This window comes from Nonomuraea solani (genome assembly GCF_900108335.1).
Classification (GTDB): Bacteria; Actinomycetota; Actinomycetes; order Streptosporangiales; family Streptosporangiaceae; genus Nonomuraea; species Nonomuraea solani.
This window is the reverse complement of sequence record NZ_FNVT01000007.1, coordinates 129297-152802: the sequence shown is the minus strand read 5'-3', so window position 1 is coordinate 152802 and position 23506 is coordinate 129297. Positions and strand designations below refer to the sequence as shown.

The window sequence follows — 23506 nt, the reverse complement described above, 5'->3', positions numbered from 1 at the left end:
TACCCCGTACTCCAGATTCGGTCAGAGGCCGCCCCGTTTCCGCAGGGCGGAGATGTCGAGAAGCGTGATCGTCCGGCCCTTGATGTCGATGAGTCCCCGTGACACCAGCGACTGCAGAGCCCGGTTGACCGCCGGTCGCGACGCGCCGATCAGCGCCGCGAGGTCCGACTGGGTCAGCCCGGGCAGGTCCACCACGCCGTCGGATTGCCCGTGCTTGTCGGCCAGTTGCAGCAGCAGCTTCGCCAGCCGCCCGCCGAGGTCGAGGAAGGCCAGGTCGGCGGCCTGGCCGGTGAGCCTGCGCACCATGTGGCCGAGCAGGCGCAGGAACTCGTCGGCCAGCGCCGGGTGCTCCCGCATGAGCTCCAGCAGCCGCGCCCTGGGCAGCGCGAACACCCACGCGGGACGTACGGTCACGATCGAGGCCGAGCGCGGCGAGCCGTCGAGCAGCGCCATCTCGCCGAAGGTGTCGCCCCTGCTCAGCATGTTGAGGACGATCTCGTCGCCGTGCTCGGTGGTGAACACCACCTTCACCAGCCCGTCGAGCAGCACGTAGAGCGACTCTCCCGGGTCTCCCTGATGGAAGATGATCTGCCCGGACCGGTATCTGCGGGCCAGGCCCGCCCGTGCCGTGCTCTGGATGCCGCTCTCCCCGAGTACGCGGAACAACGGGATCTCCGCCAGCACGGCGGCGACCGGCTCGACCTCGTGGGGCAGCCCGCTGCGCGCAGTCATGCAAGAACTTTAGGCCGCATTCCGCGAGTCGCCAGTATCTGGTAACTGATCTGTCGAATGTGACGCAGAACACACTCCCACTGTCACGCGCGAAACAGCCCTCCGCGATCACTCGGCGCACGGTGGTGATGCCGGCCGGAAGAGGCCCCCCGAGAACCCGGACCGGCAGGGAGAACGACATGCTTGTGGAGACCATCGAACGACTCGACACAGCCGCGCTGGTGTCGGCCGCCCAGGACGGCGACGCCGAAGCGTGGGAGCGGCTGATCGAGGAGTTCAGTCCCATGCTGAAGGCCCGCATCCGCCGGTTCAGGCTGAGCCACGAGGACGCCCAGGACGTGTTGCAGACGACCTGGCTGCTGGCCTGGCAGAACCTCAGGAGCGTGGCCGACGGCCAGCGCATGGCGGGCTGGCTGGCCACCATCGCCTTCCGCGAGTGCCTCAAGCTCACCAGACGCACGAAGGAGATCTGCACACCGGACCTCGACTCACTGGGCAGCACGGACGACGTGGACAGGGAACTGGCCAGGATCTGGCTGGCCGGAACGCTGGAGGAGCTGGTGGAGGAGCTGCCGGCGGCGCAGCGCGTGCTGTTCAGAGCGCTCACGGAGACCTCCGAGCCCCACTACGTGGACGTGGCGCGCAGGCTGGGCAGGCCGGTCGGGAGCATCGGGCCCACCCGAGCCCGCTGTTTCGCGAAACTGCGCGGGCTTCTTCAGGCCCGCGAGATCACGCGTGACTTCCTCGACTGAAGCTGTCTATTTACGGGCCGGGTCCAGGGGGATCGCCTCCAGGAACGGCTCGAAGTCGAAGTGGGCCATCTCGTACGCGTCCGGGTCGGTCTCCGTCGGATAGGAGTAGACCTTGCCCCGGCGGCGCCGGCCCGGCCTGGCCTCCAGCAACTGGCTGACGGCCTCGGGCACCAGCCCCCGCGTCATCTCCGCGGCCAGACCGTCGGCGATCTCCTGGTCGAACGGCACCCGGTAGAGCGCGTCCACGTTCTGGTAGACGCGGAAGTAGCTGACGATGAAGCGCATGCGGTCGGGATAGGACACCCAGTTGGCGACCCCGGCCGTGGACGCCTCCTGGTCCTCGGTGATGAACTCCTCGGCCAGTTTGCGCACGCGCTCGTTCTGGATCGGCCGCCACACCTTGGCCAGGTCGACGCCCTGGGGGGCGGTCAGCGGCCGGCCGACCTTGATGTCGCTGAGCGGGGTGCGCACGGAGAACAGGTGCCGCGTGTAGAGGGAGGCCCAGAGCTCTTCCAGCTTGCGGGTGAGCCAGGGCTGGTCCTCGTGGCGGGCGGCGTAGAGGCGGAATCTCGGGAAGCGCCTGCGGGTCACCAGGGAGCGCAGCGAGCGCCACGACACCCGGGTCATCCAGCGCACCGGCCGGTAGAGCACCAGCTCCAGCGCGGCCTGCGCGCGCGCCTGCTCGTACGCCGACAGCGCGATGTTGGCCCCCAGCATCAGCTCGGCCCGCACCTCGGGGTCGTCGGCCTTCTTGGCCTCGACCAGGAGCCGCGCCGCCTCCTTGAGGTAGCGCGGGTCGGCCGGTGACAGCAGGTCGGTCAGGAACTCCGGCGGCGCCGGTGTCAGGTCGGACTCCGGGCTGACCTTCAGGTAGCGGTCGGGCTCGTCGTTCCACAGGTTGACCGCCAGGCTGGCGGTCTCCAGGAAGATGGCGCGGTTGGCCAGCGCCAGCCCGAGCTGGTAGCTGGGCCCCAGCAGGGTGAGCAGCATGGCCCTGAACAGTCTCCGGAAGCGGTGCGGCACTCGGAACCGGCGGCCGAAGTCGTCGATGAACGGCGAATCAGGGCCGAGGTCGAGGCTCTCCCCGACCGCTTTGGAGGTCCAGGTGGCGTAGCAGTACCAGTTGTTGGCCGCCCTGCCCAGGTGCACGGCCAGGTCGGCGGCGACGCGGTGGTAGCTGTAGGCGATGACCATCGCTTCGAGCGCGGCGCTGCGGTCCTTGTAGGCCGCGATGCGCAGCACGTCGTCCGCGGTCATCGGAGTGTCGGACATTGCGGTCTCCCGTTTTTGCCGGTCCCGTCGCCTCGAGAGGAGTGCTCATGGAGATAAGAGCGGCTCCGGCGGCGTCAGATACAGTCGGCGGCCTGCCTTTGCCCCGTGGCCGCCAGCCAGGAGGGTAGGAGGGGCACCTTGCGGAAGGCTTGCAGGGCGATAGGAGAGGAATCGCGCGCGGGCACACGTCGCGCCGCCCCGGGACGCCCGCCCGGGGCGGCGGCTCTCATTCCTTCACGAGGATCTTGCTGATCACCACGAATCCGCCGAGCGCCCCCGCGGTGCCCGCGGCAGTCGTGGTCGTGAGATTGACCACGAGGTCATATGTCCCAGGGGAGAGCTGGCCGCGCATGGGAATGGAGGCCGTATATCGCCCCGAGCCAGGTGTGAAGGTCAATTCCACCGGAGGTGACGGATGCCTCGTCTCGCCTCCCCCGAGCAGGTCGGCGATGATCTCCAATTGCCAGCAGCCCGCCAGCCAGTCGATGAGCTCGCCGGTGACCTCCCAGCTCACATCCACGGTCCAGCCCTCACGTTGCCGTACGACGTTCGTGGGCTGGGCTCCGGGATCGACAACCTGGCCGTGAAGAATACCGGTCAACTGCTCGGCCGGCACTTTCATCACTTGAAACTCTCCGGTGGCCATTTCGATCTCCTCTCCGCGCGGGACAGATCCCCGTGTGAAGGAGCAGAGTGAAGACACCGGCGGCTAAATACGCGGCCTTTCTGTCAATAAATGCCGGAAATTTCGTTACATGCGGATCCGGACGGCGTCGCGGCTCAGGCCGCCGACCCCGCCCACTCCCAGCAACTGCAGGGTACGGACGAGCTCGGCGCGCATCAGGTCGAGCACCCGCCGCACGCCGGGCTCGCCTCCCGCCATCAGCCCGTACAGGTAGGCCCGGCCCACGAAGCACGCCCGGGCGCCCAGCGCGACCGCGGCGGCGACGTCGGCCCCGCTCCTGACGCCCCCGTCCAGGAACACCTCGGTGCGATCGCCCACGGCGTCCACCACGGAAGGCAGCAGCTCCAGCGGCGTGGGGGAGCGGTCGAGCTGCCGCCCGCCGTGGTTGGACACCACGATCCCGTCCACCCCGACGGCGGCCAGCTCCTTCGCGTCGTCCACTCGCTGCACGCCCTTGACCAGCAGCTTCCCCTGCCAGGCCGACCTGATCCACTCCAGGTCGGCGACCGTGACCGACGGGTCGAACATCATGTTGGTGATCCCCGCCAGGTCGCCGGGCGCGCCGTCCACGGTGGCGAACCTGAGCGGCTCGCTGGTGAGGAAGTCGAACCACCACGCCGGATGCCGCAGCGCCTGCAGCGCGCTGCGCCAGCGCAGGGACGGCGGGATCGTCAGCCCGTGCCGCACGTCGCGCAACCGCGCCCCGGCCACCGGCACGTCCACGGTCACCACCAGCACGTCCATGCCCGCGCCGGCGGCCAGGGACAACATCTCCAGGCTGCGGGCGCGGTCGCGGACCACGTAGAGCTGGAACCAGTTCCACCCGCCCGGCGCCGCGGCCGCCACGTCCCTGGCCGTCGTGGTGCCCATGGTGGACAGCGTGTACGGGACGCCCGAGTCCGCGGCGGCCCGCGCCACGGCGCGCTCGCCCTCGCGGTGCATCATCCGGGTGAACCCGGTCGGGCCGAGCACGACCGGCATCTCGATCCGCCGGCCCAGGATCTCGACCGAGGTGGGGGCGTCGGCGACGTCGCGCAGCACCCGCGGGCTGAACTCCACCCGGTCGAACGCCTCCACGGCCCTGGCCATCGACCACTCGCCCTCAGCCGCGCCGTCCACGTAGTCGAACACCATCCGCGGAGCCCGCCTCCGCGCCAGCAGCCGCAGATCGGCGACGTCGGCCGCCCCCGCGACCCTGGCCTTCCTGGACAACCGCGGCCGCCGGGGCACGACGGCCCGCAACTCCCGCCAGCGGGGCAGGCGCCGTGGCTCTTCTCCGATGCTGTCGATGCCCAGGACGGTACCAAACCGGTCACCCGGCTACGGTGGGCAGGGTGATCGACTCTTCTGACGTCCGGATCTCGGCTGCTCGGTGGGCGGGGCTGGCGGGCGGCTCGCCGGCGGCCCTCGCCGTGCGGGCCGAGCTGGTCGCCCGCTGGTCCGAGCCGCACCGCCGCTACCACACGCTCACCCACCTGGCCGCCGTCCTCGCCGCCACCGACCGGCTCGCCACCGAGGCCGAGGACGTGACGGCGGTGCGGCTCGCGGCCTGGTTCCACGACGCGGTCTACGACGGCAGGCCGGGCTCGGACGAGGAACGCAGCGCCCAGCTCGCCCAGTCCGCCCTCCCCAGGTGCGGTGTGCCCGCCGGCCGGGTCGCCGAGGTCGCCCGGCTGGTGCGTCTCACGGCCGCCCACGACACCCTCCGGCCCGGCGACCGTAACGGCGCCGTCCTGTGCGACGCCGACCTGGCCGTGCTCGGCAGCCCCGGCTACGACGACTACGCGGCGGCGATCCGCCAGGAGTACGCCCACGTCCCTGACGAGCTGTTCAGGCAGGGCCGCGCGGAGGTGCTGCGCCGCCTGCTCGCCACACCCTCCCTCTTCCGCACCGCCCTGGCACGGGAGCTGTGGGAGGCTCCGGCCCGCGCCAGCATGACGGCCGAACTGACCAGGCTGACCGGTTAGAGCTCCTCCGAGGCGCGTTCGAGGGTGGCGCGCGCGGACTCGGCGTCGGGGACGACGTCGAGGCGGCCCCACCGCACCGGCCAGGCGAAGCGGCGCTCCACCGTCCAGGCCAGATCCGCGTCCAGCTCGGCCAGCCGATCTCCAGGGACGATGACCAGGCCCGCCGCCGGCCCCACGGCGGGGGCGGCGATCGTGCACCAGGCCTCCTCGTCCAGCACGAACGAGTCCGCCCCGAACACGTCGTCCAGCAGGGCGTCCTCCTCCACCGGAGGCTCCACGTCGCACTCCAGGTCGAAGACGAAGTCTCCGAGCACCTCACCGGTCATCGCCCGGACGAACCGCAGCGCCCGCTCACCGGCCAGCGCCAGCACGTCGCCGTCGCCCCAGAAGACCGCCGTCGCCTCGTCCGGCGCCTCGGCCGACCGCACCAGCTCCGGCTCCGCGCCCAGCGACCACACCTCGACCCGCCCGCCGGAGGTCAGGCAGGCGCCGTGCTCGCCGGAGGGCGCCCACGCCCACGGCAGCTCCTGCCCGGAGTGCGGGTCCGCGCCGGTCCCGTCGATGGTTTCGATCCCGAGGTGGTACCGGAACCCGCCGTGCTCGTCATGGATCCCGACGCCCGCGCCGTCCTCCATCACGACCGCCAGCCGTGGTACGTCCCCGCGCATGCCCCAGTACGGCGCCCCGGCCACCGGGTGCGAGCCGATCTCGTGGCCCGTGTTCGCGTCGAGGACGACCAGCCGGCCGTTCCCCACCGCCGCCACCAGCCGTTCGTCGGGGCTCCACACGGCGGGGCCGCCGGTCTCGGCCAGCCAGAGCATCCGGCCGCCGGGCAACTCGACCGCGCACGCGAAGTCGTGGTCGTGGCCGAGCAGGCGCTTGCCGTCCCGGGAGTACCACACCTGGTCGAAGAACCACTCGCCGTCGTCGAGGCGCGACTTCATCTCCCCGGGGATCGGCTCGGGCAGCAGCTCCGGCAGCGGGCCCTCGACGTCACCGAACTGCGCGGCGAAGAACACGTGACCCTGGTCCAGCGCCGCCACGCACCCCATGACCTCGTGGTCGCTCCGCATCGAGATGTAGGCGCTCCGCCCGTCCGGGGCCAGCGCGAACGTGGCCGCGCTGTCGTTCCCGTCGGTGACGTTGGCCTCCCCGTACGGGTTCAGCCACGCGCCGAACGGATCCCACACCCCCACCATGTTCGTACGGAAGGCCAGGGCGAGACGGCTCCCGTCGGCCGACCACTGGACCGTGTCCACACAGCCCGGCCAGCCGACGCCGCCCTCGATGCCGGCGACCGCGTTGACGGCGCGCCCGGTGGCCAGCTCCCAGATCTGCAGCGTCCCCCGTTCCTCCTCCATGTGCCAGTGACCGGTGGCGAGGTGGCGGCCGGACGGGCTGAGCGCGAAGCCGGTGATCGCGCCCGTGACCCCGAAGGCCGGCCGCGCGTACGGGTGCCGCAACCGCGCCCCTCGCTCCACGAGCCGCTCGGTCGCCAGCAGGTGGGCGGGCGTGACCCCGTGCGCGCGCTCCAGCGCGGTGAGCGTCTCACGCAGCGGCGGCAGGTCCCGCTCCGGCACGAACGCCGCCCAGTCGGCCGCCCGCAGCACCGCGTGCACCCGCTCGGGCTCGCCCCCCGGCACACCGGCCCCCGGGAAGTCTCCCGGGCCGGGTTCGGGCGTGCCGCGCAGGAGCAGCTCGTACAGGTCGGCCTCGGTCAGCATCGGGATCCCGAGCCGCCAGACGTCCTCGTCCGGCTCCGAGCCGCACCACAGATCGGCGGGCTCCTCCAGGGAGTCCGTCACGCGGGCGCCGAGGGCACGGAGGCGGTCCGCCAGGTCCTCCCGCCCGGCGTCCGCGAGGACGACCGTCTTGCCATGAAAATTCATGATCGAGGACTGTAGCGGCGCCCGGCGACGGTCCGCAGGCCATCAAGAATGATGGCGTTTACGCCGGCGAAGGCCCGCCGAGATGAGCCGCCGCAGCAGCTCACGCGAGCTGACCGCCTCCGCCCCCATCGACACCGCCCGCGCGTGCACGGTCTCCGGCACGTCGTAGTGATCCCGGTCGAACGCCCGCACCGGCACCCCCAGCCGCCCCGCGAAGTCGTGCAACTCCTCCAGCGAGCTGTCGCTGACGAGATGCGACCACATCAGGCCGCGCGGCCCTGGCCAGTTGGGCGGATCGATGAGAACGGTCACGAGGTCAAGGGTAGGACCCTGCCACGAACGCTCAGTTCGCCCAGATCGGGCACCGCGAGGTGCGCCCCACGGGCCCGCAGCTCGTCGGTCTCCCCGACCGCGACCACCAGCCCGAACCCGCCCTTGCGGGCCGCCTCGACCCCGGGCAGGGCCGAGTCCACCACCGCGACCCTGGCGGCGGCCAGGTCGAGCCGGCGCGCGGCCTCGGTGAAGAGCGCGGGGTCGGGCGTGCCGGGCAGGTTCATCAGCGCGGCGTCATGGCCGTCCACCATCAGGTCGAACAGGTGCATGACCCCCGCCGAGCCGACCAGCTTGCGGCCGTGCAGGCTGGCGGAGACGGCCGCCGTACGCGCGCCGCGCCGCCGCAACTCGTGCAGCAGCGCCACCGTGGACGGGAACGCGGCCACCCCGTACTTGTCCACCTGCGCCACGAAGATCTGGTCCTTGGCCAGGCCGAGCCCGTGCACGGTCGGCGCGCCCGGCTCGTCCTCGGGAGAGCCTTCGGGCACCTCGATGCCGCGCGCGGCCAGGAACGTGCGGATGCCGTCGAGGCGCGGCCGGCCGTCGACGTGGCGCAGGTAGTCGTCGCGGATGTCGAACGGATCCGAGCGGCCGCGCAGGAAGGTGTCGAAGACGTGTTTCCAGGCGGCCGCGTGCCCCCGAGCGGTGTCGGTGACCACGCCGTCGGTGGCGAAGACGACGGCGTTGATCGTGGTCAGGTCGATGACAGGCTCGTTCACATTGCGAACGTAACCGCTCTACCAGGCGACGGGTAGTTCTTTGACCCCGTAGACGATGGCGAGTTCCCTGAACGGCACCTCGCCGGCCACCCGCAGCCCGGGAAAACGGCGCAGCAGCGCGGGAAAGGCGATGCGCATCTCCATCTGCGCGAGCGGCGCGCCGATGCAGCGGTGGATGCCGTGGCCGAAGGCCATGTGCGGGCCGGCCGTCTCCCTGCCGGGGCGTACCTCGTCCATGTCGCCCACGCCCTTGCCGAGCGCGGCGTCGCGGTTGGCGCCGGTGAGCGAGCACAGCACCATCTCGCCCTTCTTGATCGGTACGCCGTACAGCTCCAGGTCGTCGCGGGCGAAGCGCGGGAAGGCGACCTGGACGACCGTCATGTACCGCAGCAGTTCCTCGATCACGTCGTTGACGTAGCCGTCGACCTCGCGCACCTTCGCGGCCTGCTCGGGGTTGCGCAGCAGCCACAGGCTGCCGAGGGCGAGCATGCTGGTGCTGGTGTCGTGCCCGCCGGTCAGCAGCCCGTCGGCCATGCTGGCGAGCGTGCGGTCGTCGAGCTCGTCGCCGTGCTCGCGCAGCAACTGCCCGAGCAGCCCCTCGCCCGGGTTCTTCCGCTCCCTGGCGACCAGGTCCGTCAGGTACGCCATCGCGTCGTTGATGGCCTGCAGCGACGCCTCGGGCCCCGCCGTGAAGTCGAACCGGTCCTTGCTGATCTTGACGAAGCCGGCGCGCTCCTCGTACGGGACGCCGAGCAGCTCGCACACCACCAGCGACGGGAGCGGCAGCGCGAACTCCTCCACCAGGTCGACCGGCCGCCCCCCGGCGCCCTTGGCTTCGAGCCGGTCGAGATGCTCCTCGACCATGGCCTCGATCCGCGGCTCCAGCCTGCGCAGGCGGCGCATGGTGAACTCGGGGGTCAGGTATTTGCGCAGCCGCGTGTGCTCGGGCGGGTCACGGAACCCGAGCCCGCCCGGGTCCTCCTGGTTGGAGCCGAGCCCGATCACACCGGCGAAGTCGTTGCTGAAGCGCTCGTGGTCGCCCAGAACGCCGCGTACGTCCTCCCAGCGGGTGACGAGGTACACGGTCTGGCCGCCGGGGATCTCCATGGGGAAGACCGGGTGCTCGGCCCGGATGCGCCCGAGCTCTCCGACAGGGTCGAACCCGTCGCGCATGAACTGGACGAGCGGGAACTCTTCTGTGTCTGACATCGATATCCGTCCTGCTGGGATACATCGCACCATGTTGGGATAAATCCCTGCATAGATGGTCCCATCAGGAAGGGTGGAAGGTGCCCTCCGAAAGGACGAATTTAGCCGTAAGACTCAGGGCCGATCGGCCGTTCCGTCACCGGCCGATCGCGTGCCGTCACGGGTCACCGTACGGCCAAAGTCCTGGTCACCTCGGCGGGCGGCGGCTCGGACCTGTCGTGGACGAACACGAGCGGTTCGGGCAGCGGCGCCTCGGCCGATAAGGCCGGCGGGGCGGGCTTGGGCCTGCGCGGTTCGCGCACACCGCCCTCTCTTCCCGGGTCGCCCGGCGGATCATCGAAGTCGTCCTTGGGCCCGTGCGGCTCACCGGGGCCGAAACCGGGCGGCCAGGCGGGCGCGCCGCTGGGTAGAGCACGGCGTCTGCGCGATCGCTTGCTCACAATCCCTCCTCGGATCCATTGTGCGCCCGCCCCCTGGAGGCGGCCAGTCCGAATCGCGGTGTAATCGAGACGGCCTGAGAGCTGTCACACCCTCTGTCAAGGCCCCCGAACTGCAGTGAAAGGTGGGCAAACTGGGGCAGCAGCCGCCGTTTGGCGTACAAGATGGCAACATTCTGCGATGATCTCGTCGCATAGAGCCGGAGTTTGAGCCTCACGGATAGTGACTGATGCCGACATTCGAGGAAATAACGACCTTCGTCACCGAGAAGCCCCTCGCCACCGCCGTCATAGCGTTGCTGAGCCTGATCGGGCTGGTGGTGGCGTTCCTTGCGCTCAGGATCGCCTGGCGCGTCACCGCCTGGCTGTTCACCAGATACATCGCCCCGCGCCCCATCGAGGACGTGCTGACCGTCGTGGCGGCCTCCATCGCCACGGGCGTGTCCGCGCAGGGCATGTGGCGCTTCTCCGGTGACGTGCTCGGCCTCGACGGTCCGCTCCGGTTACTGTTGTTCGCCTTCATCGAGGTCGCGATCATCACCTCCGCCGTCCGCGCCCGCCGCAACATGCGCGAGAACTTCTCCGCCGGCATCGACGGCATCGCCGTGTGGGCCCTGACCTGCCTGACCGCCGTCCTGTCCAGCATGGACGCGCGCAGCCTGCCCGAGGCCGTGTTCAGGCTGGCCGCCCCGCTCGTGGCCGCGTGGCTGTGGGAGCGGGGCATGGCCATCGAACGGCACCGCATCCGTGGCACCGGCCGCATCAACTGGCGCCTGACGCCCGAGCGGCTGATGGTCAGGATGGGCCTGGCCGAGGTCAGCGACCGTACGGCCAGCGAGGTCGACGCCCACCGCAGGCTGACCCGGGTCGCGCTGGCCGCCAAGCGCGCCAAGGCGCTGCGCGAGAACGGCGCGTCCGAGCGGAAGATGCGCACCGCGCTGGCCAAGCTCGACAAGGCCATGGACCAGGCCGTCGAGCACACCGGGCTGGCCGTGGACCAGGGCCGCCAGGAGGCGCTGCTGGCGCAGATCGCCGCCCTGTACAACACCTCCGCCCTCATCGACGCCGACCCCCGCGTCCCCTGGGAGCCCACGGCCGACCACCACCCGGTGCCGGCCCGCCCGGCGCTGCCGCCCGCGCTGGCCGAGCTCGTCTCCGACGACGACGAGGACTTCGACGTGTTCGACACCACGCCGCAGGTCCTCAGCACCGCCGAGCGGGCCGCGCGCATGCGGGCCGCCCGCGAGTTCTGGGACCGGCAGATCGCCAAGGGCATCGTGCCCCGCACCGTGGACATCGCCCAGGAGATCGGCATCTCGCTGGCCACGGCGCGCGAGTATCGTGCCCTGTGGAAGCTGGAGCCGCAGGCGCACGCCCTCATCGAGGCGCTGTACCAGCAGCACGGCATCGTGGACACGGGCGCCTTCCCCGCCATCGCCGATGACGGGCGGGTGCTCACCGCCAAGCCCTAGGGGAGCACGGTTGCGGGAGCGCACGCTCGAGCGCGTCAGGAAGCTGCTGGCCAAGGCCGAAGGCACGGACAACGAGCACGAGCGGGCGACGTTCATGGCGGCCGCGTCGGCGCTCATGGCCAAATACGGCATCGACGCGCTGCCTCCCGCCGGCGCCCGCCAGACGCCCGGTGACCGGATCGTCTCCCTGCCCAACCCGTGGGCCAGGGAGAAGGCCCGCCTGGTCAGCATGGTCGCCCGCGCGGTGCGCTGCCGGCCGCTGCTCATCGGGCGGGGCGACGACGGGCACCGGGTGCACGTGTTCGGGTTCGCCGCCGACCTGGAGCGCGCCGACCTGCTGGCCACCTCGCTGCTGCTGCAGATGGCCACGGGCCTGAACCGGGTGGAGCTCCCGCCGGAGGTCACCGCCGTGCGGGCCTACCGCCGGTCCTGGCTGCTGGGGTTCGCGGACGAGGTCTACCGGCTGCTGTGCGCGGCCGAGTCCCGCGCCGAGGCCGAGTCGGCCGGCACGGGCTCGGCCCTCGTCCTGGCCGACCGCCGCGCCGAGGTCGAGCGGGCGGTCGCGGCCCACTATCCGAAGATCCGCAACAGCGTGCCCAGGACCAGCGGCACCGGCTACCAGGACGGGGTCGCCGCAGGCCGCAGGGCCGACCTCGGGCGTACCGGGATGGGCGCCACGACCGCCCCCGAGCTTCGGTAGGCCGTTTCGGCCGTTCTCGAAGCGGGCATAAGCGCGCACACGGAACGCAGCCGAAACAGGGTCCCCGTGAACGCATCCTCCCGTCTGCTCACCGCCGGCCACCTCCGCGATCTCGCCCGCGCCCTCCTCAGCGCCGCCCGCGTCCCGCCCGGCACGGCGGCGGCGGTCGCCGAGTCCCTGGTGGAGGCCGACCTGGCCGGCCACGGCTCCCACGGCGTACGGCGGATCGGGCCGTACCTCGACCGGATCGAGGCCGGCGCGATCGTGCCGGACGCGCTGCCCGAGGTCGTCTCGCGCCGTGGCGCGAGCGCGGTCGTGTCGGGGCGGCGCGGCTTCGGGCAGCCGGCCGCGCGCCTGGCCGCCGCCGAGGCGGCCACGCTGGCCGCGGCGCACGGCGTGGGCGTGGTCGCCATCAGGGAGTGCAACCACGTCGGCAGGCTCGGCGAGTACGCCGGGACGCTGGCGGGCTCCGGCCTGATCGCCCAGATCGTCGGCAACGCCGACCCGACCGTCGCCCCCTACGGTGGGCACCGCAGAATGCTCGGCACCAACCCCATGGCCTGGGCCGTGCCGCGGGCCGGCGGCGCGGCGGTGGTCATGGACTGGGCGACCGCCGCCATGGCCGAGGGCAAGCTGGGCCTGCTGCGGGCCGCGGGCTCCCCGGCCCCCGAAGGGGTGCTCGTCGACCCGGAAGGGCGCGCCTCCACCGACCCGGCGGACTTCTACCGGGGCGGGGCGCTGCTGCCGTTCGGCGGCCACAAGGGCTACGGCCTGAGCGTCCTCATCGAGCTGGTCGGCGGCCTGCTCACGGGCACCGGCACGGCCTGCTCGCCCGACTACGACGGCACGTTCGGCACGGTGATCACCGCGGTGGACATCACCGCGTTCGTCCCCATGGAGAGCTACGTCGCTCAGGTCGAATCCTTCTGCGCGGCCCTGCGCGCCTCCGGTCCCGGCGTGGTCGTGCCGGGAGAGCCCGAGGCGGCGGCGCGCGCGGCCCGCCTGAAGGAGGGGATCCCGCTGCCCGCGCCGGTGTGGGAGGAGCTCGGCGTGCTCGCCTCGCGGCTCGGCGTTCCGTGGCCCGACACGCCCCCTGGGAGGTCAGATGTCCGCCACCTCTGAATTACGCCGCGTCGTCGCGGGCGCCCTCGTCGGCACCGCCCTGGAATGGTACGACTTCTTCATCTACGGCACCGCGGCCGCCCTCGTCTTCAACCGCCTGTTCTTCACCGAGTCCGACCCTGCCGCGGGCACGATCGCGGCGTTCGCCACGTTCGGCGTGGGGTTCGTGGTCCGGCCCTTCGGCGGGATCCTGTTCGGCCATCTCAGCGACAGGATCGGCCGCCGCTCCACGCTGATCATCACCACCGTCATCATGGGCGTGTCCACGGGGCTGATCGGCCTGCTGCCCACGTACCCGGCCATCGGGGTGTGGGCGCCCATCCTGCTCACGCTGCTGCGCGTGTGCCAGGGGCTCGGCGCGGGCGCCGAGTTCGGCGGCGCGGCGACGCTGCTGGCCGAGCACGCGCCGCCGGGCCGGCGCGGCTACTACGCCTCCTTCGCCCAGACCGGCGTGCAGATCGGGCTCGTGCTGGGCACCTCGGCGTTCCTGCTGGTCCAGCTCCTGCCGCAGCCGGACATCAACTCCTGGGGCTGGCGGCTGCCGTTCCTGCTGAGCTTCGCGCTCATCGGGGTGGCCCTGTACGTGCGGCTGCGGGTCGCGGAGTCGCCGGTGTTCCGCGAGATGGAGCGCACCCGCGAGATCGTCAGGCTGCCGATCAGGGACGCCATCGCCCGCCACCCGCGCAACTTCCTGGTCGGCGTCGGGGCGCACATCAACGACACCGCCGTGGTCTACACGCTGGCCACCTTCAGCGTCGCCTACGCCGCGAACCGGCTCGGCCTGTCCAGCCGTACCGCGCTGCTGGGCGTGATCCTGTTCGGGCTGACCGTCATCGCGCTCCAGCCGTTCTACGGCGACCTGTCGGACCGGATCGGGCGGCGCCCGCTCAACCTGTTCAGCGTGGTGTTCGTGGCGATCTTCGCCTTCCCGTACTTCCTCATGGTCGACACCGGCGTCACCTGGCTCGTGTGGCTGGCGATGATGATCATGGGGGCGTTCGGATTCGCGCCGCAGGTGGCCGTGCAGCCGGTGTTCTACGCCGAGTTGTTCGGGGCACGGGTGCGCTACACGGGGTTCGCCGCCTCGCGCGAGCTGGGCGCGGCGCTGGCCGGGTTCTCCCCGCTGATCGGCGCGGCGCTGGCGGCGCGGATGGGCGGGGCGCCGTGGCTGGTGGCGGCCTTCCTGGTCGGTACGGCGGTGGTCTCGTTCGTGGCGTTCTACGTCTCGCGGGAGACCAGGGACATGGACATCTCGCTGAAGGAGTGAGCGCATGGACGTCAACGGCACGGTGGCCGTGGTCACCGGCGGCGGCACCGGCATCGGCGCCGCCGTCGCGGAGAGCCTGGCCAGGAAGGGGGCGGCGGCCGTGGTCGTGAACTACTCGCGATCGTCGGAGGCGGCCCAGGCCACCGTCGCCCGGCTGGAGAGCCTGGGCTGCAAGGCCGAGGCGATGGCGGCCGACGTGTCCGACGACGCCGCCGTGCGCCGGATGGCCGAGCGCGTACGCGCCGCGTACGGCCGGGTCGACGCCCTGGTGTGCAACGCGGGCACCACCGCGTGGGTGCCGTTCCCCGACCTGGACGGGCTCACCGACGAGGTGTGGCGCGACATCATGGGCGTCAACCTCATGGGCGCCTTCTACTGCGCCCGCGCCTTCGCCCCCGACCTGAAGGCCGCCCGGGGCGCGATCGTCAACGTGGCCTCCATCGCCGGCCTGCTCGCCACGGGCTCCTCGATGGCGTACGGCGTCAGCAAGGCCGCCCTGCTCCAGCTCACCAAGGACCTGGCGGTCGCGCTCGGCCCCGACGTCCGGGTGAACGCGGTCGCCCCCGGCCTCGTGGCCACCCGCTGGCACATCGACCGGGTCGGCGAGCAGGTGTTCGCCGACATGGCCGCGAAGGAGGAGGCGAAGGCGCCGCTGCGCCGGACCGCCCGCCCCGAGCACATCGCCCAGATGGTCACCGCGCTGCTGGAGGCGGACATGGTGACCGGCGAGATCCTCGTCGGCGACGGCGGGCGGCACCTGGGCTATTAGACGTGGCCGGCGCGAGGGCTATGGGGCGCCGAGCGCGTCCGACACCAGGGAGCGGGCCTCCTCCTGCACCTTGGCCAGGTGATCCGGGCCCTTGAAGGACTCGGCGTAGATCTTGTAGACGTCTTCGGTGCCCGACGGCCGGGCCGCGAACCAGGCGTTCTCCGTCGAGACCTTCACCCCGCCCAGCGCGGCGTCGTTGCCCGGCGCGGCGGTCTGCACGGACGTGATCGGCTCGCCCGCCAGCGACGAGGCCGTCACCTGCGCGGCCGACAGCTTGCCGAGCACGGCCTTCTCCTCGCGGGTGGCCGGCGCGTCCACCCGCGCGTACGCGGGCTCGCCGAACCGCCCGGTCAGCTCCCGGTAATGGGCGCTCGGCGACTCGCCGGTCACGGCCAGGATCTCCGAGGCGAGCAGCGCCAGGATGATGCCGTCCTTGTCGGTGGTCCACGCCGAGCCGTCGCGGCGCAGGAACGACGCCCCCGCGCTCTCCTCGCCGCCGAACCCCAGCGACCCGTCGAGCAGCCCCGGCACGAACCACTTGAAGCCCACGGGCACCTCGTACAGCCGCCGCCCCAAAGACCCGGCCACGCGGTCGATGATCCCGCTGCTGACCATGGTCTTGCCCACCCCGGCGTCCGCCGGCCAGCCGTCGCGGTGCGTGTACAGGTAGGAGATGGCGACCGCGAGGTAGTGGTTGGGGTTCATCAGGCCGGCGTCGGGCGTGACGACGCCGTGGCGGTCGGCGTCGGCGTCGTTTCCGGTGGCGATGTCGTACGTGTCGCGCCCGGCGATCAGGGAGGCCATCGCGTACGGGGACGAGCAGTCCATCCGGATCTTGCCGTCCCAGTCGAGCGTCATGAACCGCCACGTCGGGTCGACCAGCGGGTTGACCACGGTCAGCGCCAGGCCGTGCCGCTCGGCGATCTCGCCCCAGTAGGCCACGCTGGCCCCGCCCAGAGGGTCGGCGCCGATGCGTACCCCCGCCGACCGGATCGCGTCGAGGTCGACCACGGACGGCAGGTCGTCCACGTACGTCCCGAGGAAGTCATAACGCCCGGCCTGTGCGGCGGCCCGCGTGTACGGGACCCGCCGCACACCCTTCAGCCCGTCCTGCAGCAGGCGGTTGGCGCGGTCCTGGATCCACGAGGTCGCGTCCGTGCCGGCGGGACCGCCGTGCGGCGGGTTGTACTTGAACCCGCCGTCGGCCGGCGGATTGTGCGACGGCGTGATCACCACGCCGTCGGCGAGCCCGTCCGTGCGGCCCCGGTTGTGCCGCAGGATCGCGTGCGAGACCGCCGGCGTCGGCGTGTAGCCGTCGCGCGTGTCGATCAGCACCTCGACCTCGTTGGCCGCCAGCACCTCCAGCGCGGAGACCCGCGCGGGCTCCGACAGCGCGTGCGTGTCGATGCCGAGGAACAGCGGCCCGTCGGTGCCCTGCGCCCGCCGGTATTCGCAGATCGCCTGGCTGGTGGCCAGGATGTGCTCCTCGTTGAACGCCGTACCGAACGACGACCCCCGATGCCCCGATGTCCCGAACGCCACGCGCTGACCCGCCTCGCCCGGATCGGGACGCAGCGCGTAGTAGGACGTCACCAGCTTGGCGACGTCGACGAGATCGGCGGGCTGAGCGGGCTGTCCCGCGCGTTCGTGGGTCATGGGGGCCACTTTACAAATCGGGCCCCGGCCAGGGGTGACCGAGTGGGGGCGTGGGGAGATACATTCGCGTCAGCCACTAGAATGGAGTTCTGTTTCATGCGATATGGATACTTTCTGGCGGAATCCAAGGATTCCGACCCCATCGGCGACCTGCGCGACCAGATCACCCGCGCCGCGGACGAGGGCTTCAGCTCCGCCTGGCTCTCCAACATCTTCAGCCTCGACGCCATCACCGCCCTGGCCGTGGCCGGCGCCCAGGCCCCCGCGATCGAGCTCGGCACCGCCGTGGTGCCGACCTACCCGCGCCACCCGGCCGTGCTCGCCCAGCAGGCCATGACCGCCAACGCCGCGCTCGGCGGACGCCTCGCGCTCGGCATCGGCCTGTCCCACAAGATCGTCATCGAGAACATGTACGGCTTCAGCTACGACCGCCCCGGCACCCACATGAAGGAATACCTGGACATCCTCATCCCGGCCTCCAGGGGCGAGCAGGTCAAGTACGACGGCCAGACGCTCAAGGCCGACCTGCGCCTCACCACGCCGGGCGCCGGCTTCCCCGTCCTGATCGCCGCGCTCGGCCCGCGCATGCTCAAGCTCGCCGGGACCAAGGCCGACGGCACCGTGCTCTGGATGACGGGCCCGAAGACGGTGGCCGAGCACATCGCGCCCACCATCAAGGCCGCCGCCGCCGAGGCCGGCCGCGAGGCGCCCAGGATCGTCTGCGCGCTGCCGATCGCCGTCACCGACGACCCCGAGTCCGCCATCACGCGCGGCAACGAGATCTTCTCGGTGTACGGGCAATTGCCCTCCTACCGTGCCATGCTCGACAGGGAGGGCGCGGCCGGCCCCGGCAACGTGGCGATCGTCGGCGACGAGGACACCGTGCTGGCCAAGCTCGACGAGCTGCGCCAGGCCGGGGTCACCGACTTCGTGGGATCGCCGTTCGCCAACCGCGACCGCACCCGCGCCCTGCTGATCGGCGCGGCGAAGGGCTGATCAGCCGACATCTCAATAAACTCCGACAAGGTGAAGCGCTTGCTACAGGGCATAGATGTGTCGAACTGGCAGGGCACCGTCGACTGGGCGGACCATGCGGAGGCCGGCGTGGCCTTCGCGTTCGCCAAGGCCACCGAGGGCGGCGACTACACCGACAAATGGTTCTCACGTAACTGGAACGGCATGCGCGAGAGCTGGATCGTCTGCGGGGCCTACCACTTCGCCAGGCCCAAGGGCGATCCCATCGAGCAGGCGCGTCACTTCCTGCGCGTGGTCAGGTCGGCCGGCGGTCTGCGCCGCGGCGACCTGATCGCGCTCGACCTGGAGACCAACGACGGCCTGCGCCCGGAGCAGGTCGCCCGCTACGCCCGCCGCTGGTGCCACCACGTCGAGCGGCACGCGGGCGTACGGCCGTTCATCTACACCTTCCGCGCGTTCGCGAGTGGCGGGCACTGCGCCGGGCTGGCCGAATATCCGCTCTGGATCGCCAGCCCGGAGAGCGAGCGCGGCCGTCCGCCCGTGCCGCGGCCCTGGCGCGACTGGACGATCCACCAGTACGCCAACAGCCCGATCGACCGCAACCTCTTCCACGGCACCCGGCAGGAGCTGACAAAGCTGGGGTTTCACCCGCGATAGCATCGGTGTTCTCTATCGAAGCCGCATCGGTGCCGGGCATCGAGCGCGATCCAAGGGAGTCACCGTGTCAGCCGAGCTACGCATCACCCTCGCCGGAGCCGAGCGTGTGGTCGCGGCCGGCACGACGGCCGGGGAGGCGCTGGAGGCCGACGGCCGCACGGTCATCGCGGCCAAGGTCAACGGCGAGCAGCGCGACCTGGCCCACCCGCTGGCCCAGGGCGACGTGGTCGAGCCGATCGAGGTCGGCAGCGAGGAAGGACGGGCCATCGTCCGCCACTCCACGGCCCACGTCATGGCCCAGGCGGTGCAGGAGCTGTTCCCCGAGGCCAAGCTGGGCATCGGGCCGCCCGTGGACAACGGGTTCTACTACGACTTCGACGTCGAGCAGGCCTTCCAGCCCGACGACCTCAAGCGCATCGAGAAGCGCATGCGGGAGATCGTCAAGCAGGGGCAGCTTTTCTCCCGCCGGGCCGTCTCCGACGAGGAGGCGCGGGCCGAGCTGGCGGCGGAGCCGTACAAGCTGGAGCTGATCGGGCTCAAGGGCGGCGCCGACGCGGAGGAGTCGGTCGAGGTGGGGGCCGGGCAGCTCACCATCTACGACAACCTCGACCCCAAGAGCGGCGAGCTGTGCTGGAAGGACCTGTGCCGTGGCCCGCACGTGCCCTCCACCCGGTCCATCCCGGCCTTCAAGCTCATGCGCTCCGGCGGCGCCTACTGGCGGGGCAGCGAGAAGAACCCGCAGCTCCAGCGCATCTACGGCACCGCGTGGGAGTCCCGCGACAAGCAGGACGACTACCTCAAGCTGCTGGAGGAGGCCGAGAAGCGCGACCACCGCAGGCTGGGCGCCGAGCTCGACCTGTTCAGCTTCCCTCCGGAGCTGGGCAGCGGCCTGCCCCTCTTCCATCCCAAGGGCGGGATCATCCGCAAGGAGATGGAAGACTACATGCGGCGGCGGCAGGCCGAGGCGGGCTACGAGTTCGTCAACACCCCGCACATCACCAAGTCGTCGCTGTTCGAGACCTCCGGCCACCTGCCCTGGTATGCCGATGACATGTTCCCGGCCTTCGAGCTGGAGGGCATCGAATACCGGGTCAAGCCGATGAACTGCCCGATGCACAACCTGATCTTCCGGGCGCGCGGGCGCTCCTACCGCGAGCTGCCGCTGCGGCTGTGCGAGTTCGGCTCCGTCTACCGCTACGAGAAGTCGGGCGTGGTCCACGGGCTGACCCGGGTGCGCGGCATGACGCAGGACGACGCGCACATCTACACCACCCGCGAGCAGATGGCCGATGAGATCAAGTCGCTGTTGCGGTTCGTGCTCAGCGTGCTGCGCGACTTCGGCCTGTCCGACTTCTACCTGGAGCTGTCCACCCGCGACGACTCCGAGAAGTTCATCGGCGACCCCGCCGAGTGGGAAGAGGCCACCGCCGCCCTGCGCCAGGTGGCCACCGAGTCCGGCCTGACGCTGGTCGACGACCCGGGCGGCGCGGCCTTCTACGGCCCCAAGATCTCCGTCCAGGCCAAGGACGCGATCGGCCGCACCTGGCAGCTCTCCACGATCCAGCTCGACCTCAACCAGCCCAAGCGGTTCGGCCTCGAATACCAGGCGGCCGACGGCAGCAGGCAGACGCCGGTCATGATCCACCGGGCGCTCTTCGGTTCCGTCGAGCGCTTCCTCGGGGTGCTCACCGAGCACTACGCGGGCGCCTTCCCGCCCTGGCTGGCCCCGGTCCAGGTGACCGGCATCCCGATCGCCGACGCGCACGCGCCCTACCTGCACGACGTGGCCAAGCGGCTGCGCGAGCGCGGGATCCGGATCGAGGTCGACGCCTCGGACGACCGCATGCAGAAGAAGATCCGCAACGCGCAGAAGGCGAAGGTGCCGTTCATGCTGCTCGCGGGCGACGACGACATCGCCAACGGCGCGGTGTCGTTCCGCTTCCGCAACGGCGAACAGAAGAACGGCGTCCCGGTCGACGAGGCCATCACCGAAATCATCAACGCCGTCGAAAGCCGCGTCCAGGTCTGACCGAGCCCACAGCGCCGGGCTTGGGAGCCCGGCGCCGCGTCACGGGTTTACGGGCCCGTGGGTCCAGCGCTGCATCGCCAACCGACGGGCCTGCGGGTCCGGCACCGCGTCGCGTACCGACGGGCCTACGGGTCCGGCGCCACGTCGCATGCCGACGGGCCTGGCCACATCCTCCCACTCGCCCCGCCGGCAGGAGACGCGCGCCTCCCTTTCACCCACCCTCCGGCAAAGGGACCTGTGCCGTAGTGCGGCGGGTGGTGGGTGGGCGGGCCTGGCGCCTTCTTCGGGCTCTCCTCCGGCAGGTGACGTGCGCCGGAGGGCACTTCCTGTCCTGCCCCCTTCAGCGAAAGGGATCTGTCGTAGTGCGGCGGGTCTGGTGCCTCCCTCTCGCCCTCCCCTTCGGCGAAGGGACCTGTGCCGGAGTACGGCGGGGCTGGTGGCGGTCGGTGTCCGGTTCCAAAGGACGGCGGAGCGGCCCGTGGGGGTCGCTCCGCCGTTGTTGTGCGGCCGGGTCACTTGGCCAGCGGCTGACCCTGCTTGTCGGTGAACTTGCCGATGAGGATCATGATGAAGTCGATCAGCGCCCAGATGCCGAAGCCACCCAGGGTGATGAGCATCAGGATGCCCGTCCCGATCTTGCCGACGTAGAAGCGGTGCACACCCAGTACACCAAGGAAGAAGCAGAGTAAAACGGCCACGATCCATGATTTGGCCATGAGAAGAACCTTTCGCATCGGGGGGATCGGCCGGGCGCAGGGCATGGCGCGCCCGACCGGCAGCGCCTGCGGGAAACGATCGACCGCAGGGCACGAAACCCTAGCAAGGTCTTCAGGCCGTCGCAGATGCTTCGTGGACGATGCGTCCAATATCCAGCAATATGCGGAAGATCCCGAAATCTCCTTTATTGGGGGTAAAGCCGGAAAGGCACCGCAGGGCGGCCGTCGAAGCGTTCCGCCGACTCTCTGGCGGAGCCCTCGACCTGGTTGCGGGCATACGCCTCCGGGTCCTCCGTGGTGAGGGCCTCGATGTAGGCGCGGTGCTCCATGAGGGAGCGCACGCCGCGCTCCAGGCCGTCGGTGACGTCCACGGCGTGGGTGGGGGAGTCGCATCCGGCCACGGCGACCCAGCGGACGCCCGGCCAGGGTTCGGCCTCGGTGTCCGGAAAAATCCAGCGATTTCCGGCGTCTCCGGTGGCGTCCACCACGGCCCTGCCGACGGCGCGGTGGTCGGGCGTGTTCCAGTGAGCGCCGCCGCCCCAGGTGTCGTCGAAGTTCAAGGTGATCACGAGTTCGGGGCGGTGCCTGCGGATGGCGGCGGCGAGGTCCCTTCTGAGCGCGGGGCCGTACTCGATCACCCCGTCGGCGTAGTCGAGGAACTCCACGCTCGTCACCCCGACCACGCCCGCACCGGCCCGCTGCTCACGCTCCCGCAGCGGCCCCGCCTTGGCCGGCTCCAGCGTGTCGATGCCCGCCTCGCCCCTGGTCACGAGCAGGTAGGAAACCTCGCGCCCGGCGTCGGTCCAGGTGGCGACGGCCGACGCGCAGCCGTACTCCAGGTCGTCGGGATGGGCCACGATGGCCAGCGCGCGCTGCCAGTCCTCGGGCATGGGCTCAAATCGGTCTGCCATGGTTCTCATCCTGACAGGGCCGGGCGCCCGATCCTGGTGCGAAAGGGCCGCAGAAGGACGCGACACGGCCGAGGAGGAAGTTTTCTCGCCGAGACCGATTGCTTTTGCCGCGCCGCGCCGTCATAAAGGCGTACCTCACTTCCGGAGACTGAAGGGACGCCACCATGACCGAGCACGTGGACACTCAGCTCAAGGCCCTCGACCGGCTCGTCGGCACCTGGAAGGTGACCGGCGACGCCGAGGGCACCGTCACCTACCGCTGGATGGAGGGCGGGCACTTCCTCATCCAGGACGTGGACCTCGCGCAGGATGGCGGGCGCGTCAAGGGCACGGAGTTCATCGGCAGGAAGCGGCCGTTCGGCGCGGAGCGGCCGAGCGAGGACGTGCACTCCTGGTACTTCGACAGCCAGGGCGCCACCCTGGCCTACGTGTACGAGATCGTGGACGACACGCTCACGATCTGGGCCCACCAGCGAGACTCGGGGGCCTACTACCGGGGCACGTTCAACGCGGAAGGTACGAGCGTCACCGGCGCCTGGGTGTATCCCGGGGCGGCGGCTACAACGCGGACATGACGAGGGTGAGCTGAGCGACCCGACCCGGATCTCGCACATGACGACGGCGGGGCGTGCGGGCCCCGCCCGGGACACCTGCGCATGGGCACGCCGACCGCATCGGGACGCGGTTACGCGGTGGCACGCCGACCTCGCCGGGGTGCCCAGAACGACGGATTCAGGATGGTTGGGGTTCCTCGGCGGGGTCGCCTGGTTTGGGGCGGATCTCGCCGGGGAGCCGGACGTCGTCCACCGTCACGTTGACCTCGGTGACGCGCATGCCCAGCATGCGGCTCACGCTCCTGGCCACGTTCGTCTTGACCTCGGCGGCGACGTCCATCACCACATGCCCGTACTCGACCACGATCGTCAGGCTCACCGCCACCTGCCGGTCCTCGATCTGCGCACTGACGCCCTGGTTGCCGCGCCGCGAGCCGATGCCGATGCGGTCGCGTACCGACTCGAAGGCGCGCGCCAGGTCGCCGCCCATGTCGGCGACGCCCGCCACCTCGAGCGCGGCCAGCGCCGCGACCTTCTCGACGACCTCGTCGGCGACCTTGATCCGGCCCTTCACGACCGCGCCGGACGTGGGTGCCTCGATGTACGAGGACGGCGGCGCGCCATCCTCGACAGGGCTGGCGGGCTGTTCGGCTAAGGCTTCACTCATCGCGGCCTCCTGTAGG

At 71.1% G+C, this 23506-nt stretch carries 24 protein-coding genes; 11 read left to right on the top strand and 13 right to left on the bottom strand.

The genetic code is table 11. The annotated features are described in order from the left end of the window. Positions 1–21: 21 nt before the first annotated feature. A complete protein-coding gene (locus tag C4V41_RS25845) occupies positions 22–732 on the bottom strand; it encodes a Crp/Fnr family transcriptional regulator (RefSeq protein WP_103958530.1) in 711 nt (236 codons plus the stop codon). A 179-nt stretch (positions 733–911) separates the two neighbouring features. Here C4V41_RS25845 and C4V41_RS25840 point away from each other — a divergent pair, with 179 nt between their 5' ends. Further along, the gene (locus C4V41_RS25840; protein WP_160150393.1) at positions 912–1484 is read left to right on the top strand and encodes an RNA polymerase sigma factor; all 573 of its coding nucleotides are present in this window, start codon (positions 912–914) and stop codon (positions 1482–1484) included. A gap of 6 nt (positions 1485–1490) precedes the next feature. Here C4V41_RS25840 and C4V41_RS25835 read toward each other — a convergent pair whose 3' ends face one another. The 3 genes from C4V41_RS25835 to C4V41_RS25825 all read right to left on the bottom strand — a co-directional run bounded on the left by C4V41_RS25835 (position 1491) and on the right by C4V41_RS25825 (position 4671). Continuing rightward, positions 1491–2756 carry a hypothetical protein gene (locus C4V41_RS25835; protein WP_103958528.1) on the bottom strand — a complete coding sequence of 422 codons (1266 nt, stop codon included), beginning with the start codon at positions 2754–2756 and terminating at the stop codon, positions 1491–1493. Between the two features lie 226 nt (positions 2757–2982). Beyond that, the gene (locus C4V41_RS25830) at positions 2983–3402 is read right to left on the bottom strand and encodes a hypothetical protein (RefSeq protein WP_103958527.1); all 420 of its coding nucleotides are present in this window, start codon (positions 3400–3402) and stop codon (positions 2983–2985) included. A 105-nt stretch (positions 3403–3507) separates the two neighbouring features. Then, the gene (locus tag C4V41_RS25825) at positions 3508–4671 is read right to left on the bottom strand and encodes an alpha-hydroxy acid oxidase (protein WP_235030380.1); all 1164 of its coding nucleotides are present in this window, start codon (positions 4669–4671) and stop codon (positions 3508–3510) included. A 107-nt stretch (positions 4672–4778) separates the two neighbouring features. Here C4V41_RS25825 and C4V41_RS25820 point away from each other — a divergent pair, with 107 nt between their 5' ends. Next, on the top strand, positions 4779–5408 hold the full coding sequence (locus C4V41_RS25820) for an HD domain-containing protein (RefSeq protein WP_407670060.1): 630 nt from the start codon (positions 4779–4781) through the stop codon (positions 5406–5408). Here C4V41_RS25820 and C4V41_RS25815 read toward each other — a convergent pair. From C4V41_RS25815 to C4V41_RS60860, 5 genes are all read right to left on the bottom strand, one after another. Continuing rightward, complete coding sequence (locus C4V41_RS25815; RefSeq protein ID WP_103958525.1) at positions 5405–7297, bottom strand: hypothetical protein; 1893 nt, start codon at positions 7295–7297, stop codon at positions 5405–5407. The two genes, C4V41_RS25820 and C4V41_RS25815, sit on opposite strands and share 4 nt — an antisense overlap. 42 nt (positions 7298–7339) lie before the next feature. After that, positions 7340–7609 carry a DUF4031 domain-containing protein gene (locus C4V41_RS25810; RefSeq protein ID WP_103958524.1) on the bottom strand — a complete coding sequence of 90 codons (270 nt, stop codon included), beginning with the start codon at positions 7607–7609 and terminating at the stop codon, positions 7340–7342. Beyond that, a complete protein-coding gene (locus tag C4V41_RS25805; protein WP_103958523.1) occupies positions 7606–8349 on the bottom strand; it encodes an HAD family hydrolase in 744 nt (247 codons plus the stop codon). Before C4V41_RS25805 ends, C4V41_RS25810 begins: the two co-directional genes overlap by 4 nt. Before the next feature lie 18 nt (positions 8350–8367). Next, complete coding sequence (locus C4V41_RS25800) at positions 8368–9558, bottom strand: cytochrome P450 (RefSeq protein WP_103958522.1); 1191 nt, start codon at positions 9556–9558, stop codon at positions 8368–8370. Between the two features lie 164 nt (positions 9559–9722). Further along, positions 9723–9998, bottom strand: a complete 276-nt coding sequence (locus C4V41_RS60860) for a hypothetical protein (protein ID WP_146103783.1) — start codon at positions 9996–9998, stop codon at positions 9723–9725. 227 nt (positions 9999–10225) lie between these two features. Between C4V41_RS60860 and C4V41_RS25795 the strand changes: the two genes are divergently transcribed. From C4V41_RS25795 to C4V41_RS25775, 5 genes are all read left to right on the top strand, one after another. Next, a complete protein-coding gene (locus C4V41_RS25795) occupies positions 10226–11467 on the top strand; it encodes a hypothetical protein (RefSeq protein WP_103958521.1) in 1242 nt (413 codons plus the stop codon). A 10-nt stretch (positions 11468–11477) separates the two neighbouring features. Beyond that, the gene (locus C4V41_RS25790) at positions 11478–12167 is read left to right on the top strand and encodes a DUF2786 domain-containing protein (protein WP_103958520.1); all 690 of its coding nucleotides are present in this window, start codon (positions 11478–11480) and stop codon (positions 12165–12167) included. Positions 12168–12233: 66 nt separating this feature from the next. After that, positions 12234–13289 carry an Ldh family oxidoreductase gene (locus C4V41_RS25785; protein ID WP_160150392.1) on the top strand — a complete coding sequence of 352 codons (1056 nt, stop codon included), beginning with the start codon at positions 12234–12236 and terminating at the stop codon, positions 13287–13289. After that, positions 13273–14556 carry an MFS transporter gene (locus tag C4V41_RS25780; protein WP_103958518.1) on the top strand — a complete coding sequence of 428 codons (1284 nt, stop codon included), beginning with the start codon at positions 13273–13275 and terminating at the stop codon, positions 14554–14556. The genes C4V41_RS25785 and C4V41_RS25780 overlap by 17 nt, the downstream gene beginning before the upstream one ends. Before the next feature lie 4 nt (positions 14557–14560). Beyond that, on the top strand, positions 14561–15325 hold the full coding sequence (locus C4V41_RS25775) for an SDR family NAD(P)-dependent oxidoreductase (RefSeq protein WP_103958517.1): 765 nt from the start codon (positions 14561–14563) through the stop codon (positions 15323–15325). An 18-nt stretch (positions 15326–15343) separates the two neighbouring features. Here the strand turns inward: C4V41_RS25775 and pgm are convergent, their stop codons facing one another. Next, positions 15344–16981, bottom strand: a complete 1638-nt coding sequence (gene pgm / locus C4V41_RS25770; RefSeq protein ID WP_103958516.1) for a phosphoglucomutase (alpha-D-glucose-1,6-bisphosphate-dependent) — start codon at positions 16979–16981, stop codon at positions 15344–15346. Positions 16982–17077: 96 nt separating this feature from the next. Here pgm and C4V41_RS25765 point away from each other — a divergent pair, with 96 nt between their 5' ends. The 3 genes from C4V41_RS25765 (at position 17078) to thrS (ending at position 20642) form a co-directional block, all read left to right on the top strand. Further along, complete coding sequence (locus C4V41_RS25765; RefSeq protein WP_103958826.1) at positions 17078–17977, top strand: TIGR03564 family F420-dependent LLM class oxidoreductase; 900 nt, start codon at positions 17078–17080, stop codon at positions 17975–17977. A 30-nt stretch (positions 17978–18007) separates the two neighbouring features. Next, positions 18008–18613, top strand: a complete 606-nt coding sequence (locus tag C4V41_RS25760) for a glycoside hydrolase family 25 protein (RefSeq protein ID WP_160150391.1) — start codon at positions 18008–18010, stop codon at positions 18611–18613. A 64-nt stretch (positions 18614–18677) separates the two neighbouring features. Then, positions 18678–20642, top strand: coding sequence for a threonine--tRNA ligase (thrS, locus tag C4V41_RS25755; protein ID WP_407670046.1), 1965 nt, complete (start codon positions 18678–18680; stop codon positions 20640–20642). 512 nt (positions 20643–21154) lie between these two features. On the opposite strand, the gene C4V41_RS25750 is transcribed toward thrS, so the two are convergent. Both C4V41_RS25750 and C4V41_RS25745 read right to left on the bottom strand, forming a co-directional pair. Then, positions 21155–21358 (bottom strand): TM2 domain-containing protein, encoded by a 204-nt coding sequence (locus tag C4V41_RS25750; RefSeq protein ID WP_103958513.1) that lies wholly within the window; start codon positions 21356–21358, stop codon positions 21155–21157. A gap of 185 nt (positions 21359–21543) precedes the next feature. Further along, positions 21544–22269, bottom strand: coding sequence for a PIG-L deacetylase family protein (locus C4V41_RS25745; RefSeq protein WP_103958512.1), 726 nt, complete (start codon positions 22267–22269; stop codon positions 21544–21546). A gap of 164 nt (positions 22270–22433) precedes the next feature. Between C4V41_RS25745 and C4V41_RS25740 the strand changes: the two genes are divergently transcribed. Beyond that, complete coding sequence (locus tag C4V41_RS25740; protein WP_235030378.1) at positions 22434–22844, top strand: hypothetical protein; 411 nt, start codon at positions 22434–22436, stop codon at positions 22842–22844. A 157-nt stretch (positions 22845–23001) separates the two neighbouring features. Here the strand turns inward: C4V41_RS25740 and C4V41_RS25735 are convergent, their stop codons facing one another. Further along, positions 23002–23490 (bottom strand): Asp23/Gls24 family envelope stress response protein, encoded by a 489-nt coding sequence (locus C4V41_RS25735; RefSeq protein WP_103958511.1) that lies wholly within the window; start codon positions 23488–23490, stop codon positions 23002–23004. Positions 23491–23506: the final 16 nt, after the last annotated feature.

What these genes read in the sequence shown, in the direction of transcription:
- C4V41_RS25745 (WP_103958512.1), bottom strand. Translation starts at nt 22,269, where the DNA reads ATGGCAGACCGATTTGAGCCCATGCCCGAGGACTGGCAGCGCGCGCTG.
- C4V41_RS25765 (WP_103958826.1), top strand. Translation starts at nt 17,078, where the DNA reads ATGCGATATGGATACTTTCTGGCGGAATCCAAGGATTCCGACCCCATC.
- C4V41_RS25800 (WP_103958522.1), bottom strand. Translation starts at nt 9,558, where the DNA reads ATGTCAGACACAGAAGAGTTCCCGCTCGTCCAGTTCATGCGCGACGGG.
- C4V41_RS25775 (WP_103958517.1), top strand. Translation starts at nt 14,561, where the DNA reads ATGGACGTCAACGGCACGGTGGCCGTGGTCACCGGCGGCGGCACCGGC.
- C4V41_RS25830 (WP_103958527.1), bottom strand. Translation starts at nt 3,402, where the DNA reads ATGGCCACCGGAGAGTTTCAAGTGATGAAAGTGCCGGCCGAGCAGTTG.
- C4V41_RS25795 (WP_103958521.1), top strand. Translation starts at nt 10,226, where the DNA reads ATGCCGACATTCGAGGAAATAACGACCTTCGTCACCGAGAAGCCCCTC.
- C4V41_RS25750 (WP_103958513.1), bottom strand. Translation starts at nt 21,358, where the DNA reads ATGGCCAAATCATGGATCGTGGCCGTTTTACTCTGCTTCTTCCTTGGT.
- pgm (WP_103958516.1), bottom strand. Translation starts at nt 16,981, where the DNA reads ATGACCCACGAACGCGCGGGACAGCCCGCTCAGCCCGCCGATCTCGTC.
- C4V41_RS25835 (WP_103958528.1), bottom strand. Translation starts at nt 2,756, where the DNA reads ATGTCCGACACTCCGATGACCGCGGACGACGTGCTGCGCATCGCGGCC.
- C4V41_RS25845 (WP_103958530.1), bottom strand. Translation starts at nt 732, where the DNA reads ATGACTGCGCGCAGCGGGCTGCCCCACGAGGTCGAGCCGGTCGCCGCC.
- C4V41_RS25740 (WP_235030378.1), top strand. Translation starts at nt 22,434, where the DNA reads ATGACCGAGCACGTGGACACTCAGCTCAAGGCCCTCGACCGGCTCGTC.
- C4V41_RS25735 (WP_103958511.1), bottom strand. Translation starts at nt 23,490, where the DNA reads ATGAGTGAAGCCTTAGCCGAACAGCCCGCCAGCCCTGTCGAGGATGGC.
- C4V41_RS25840 (WP_160150393.1), top strand. Translation starts at nt 912, where the DNA reads ATGCTTGTGGAGACCATCGAACGACTCGACACAGCCGCGCTGGTGTCG.
- C4V41_RS25815 (WP_103958525.1), bottom strand. Translation starts at nt 7,297, where the DNA reads ATGAATTTTCATGGCAAGACGGTCGTCCTCGCGGACGCCGGGCGGGAG.
- C4V41_RS25780 (WP_103958518.1), top strand. Translation starts at nt 13,273, where the DNA reads ATGTCCGCCACCTCTGAATTACGCCGCGTCGTCGCGGGCGCCCTCGTC.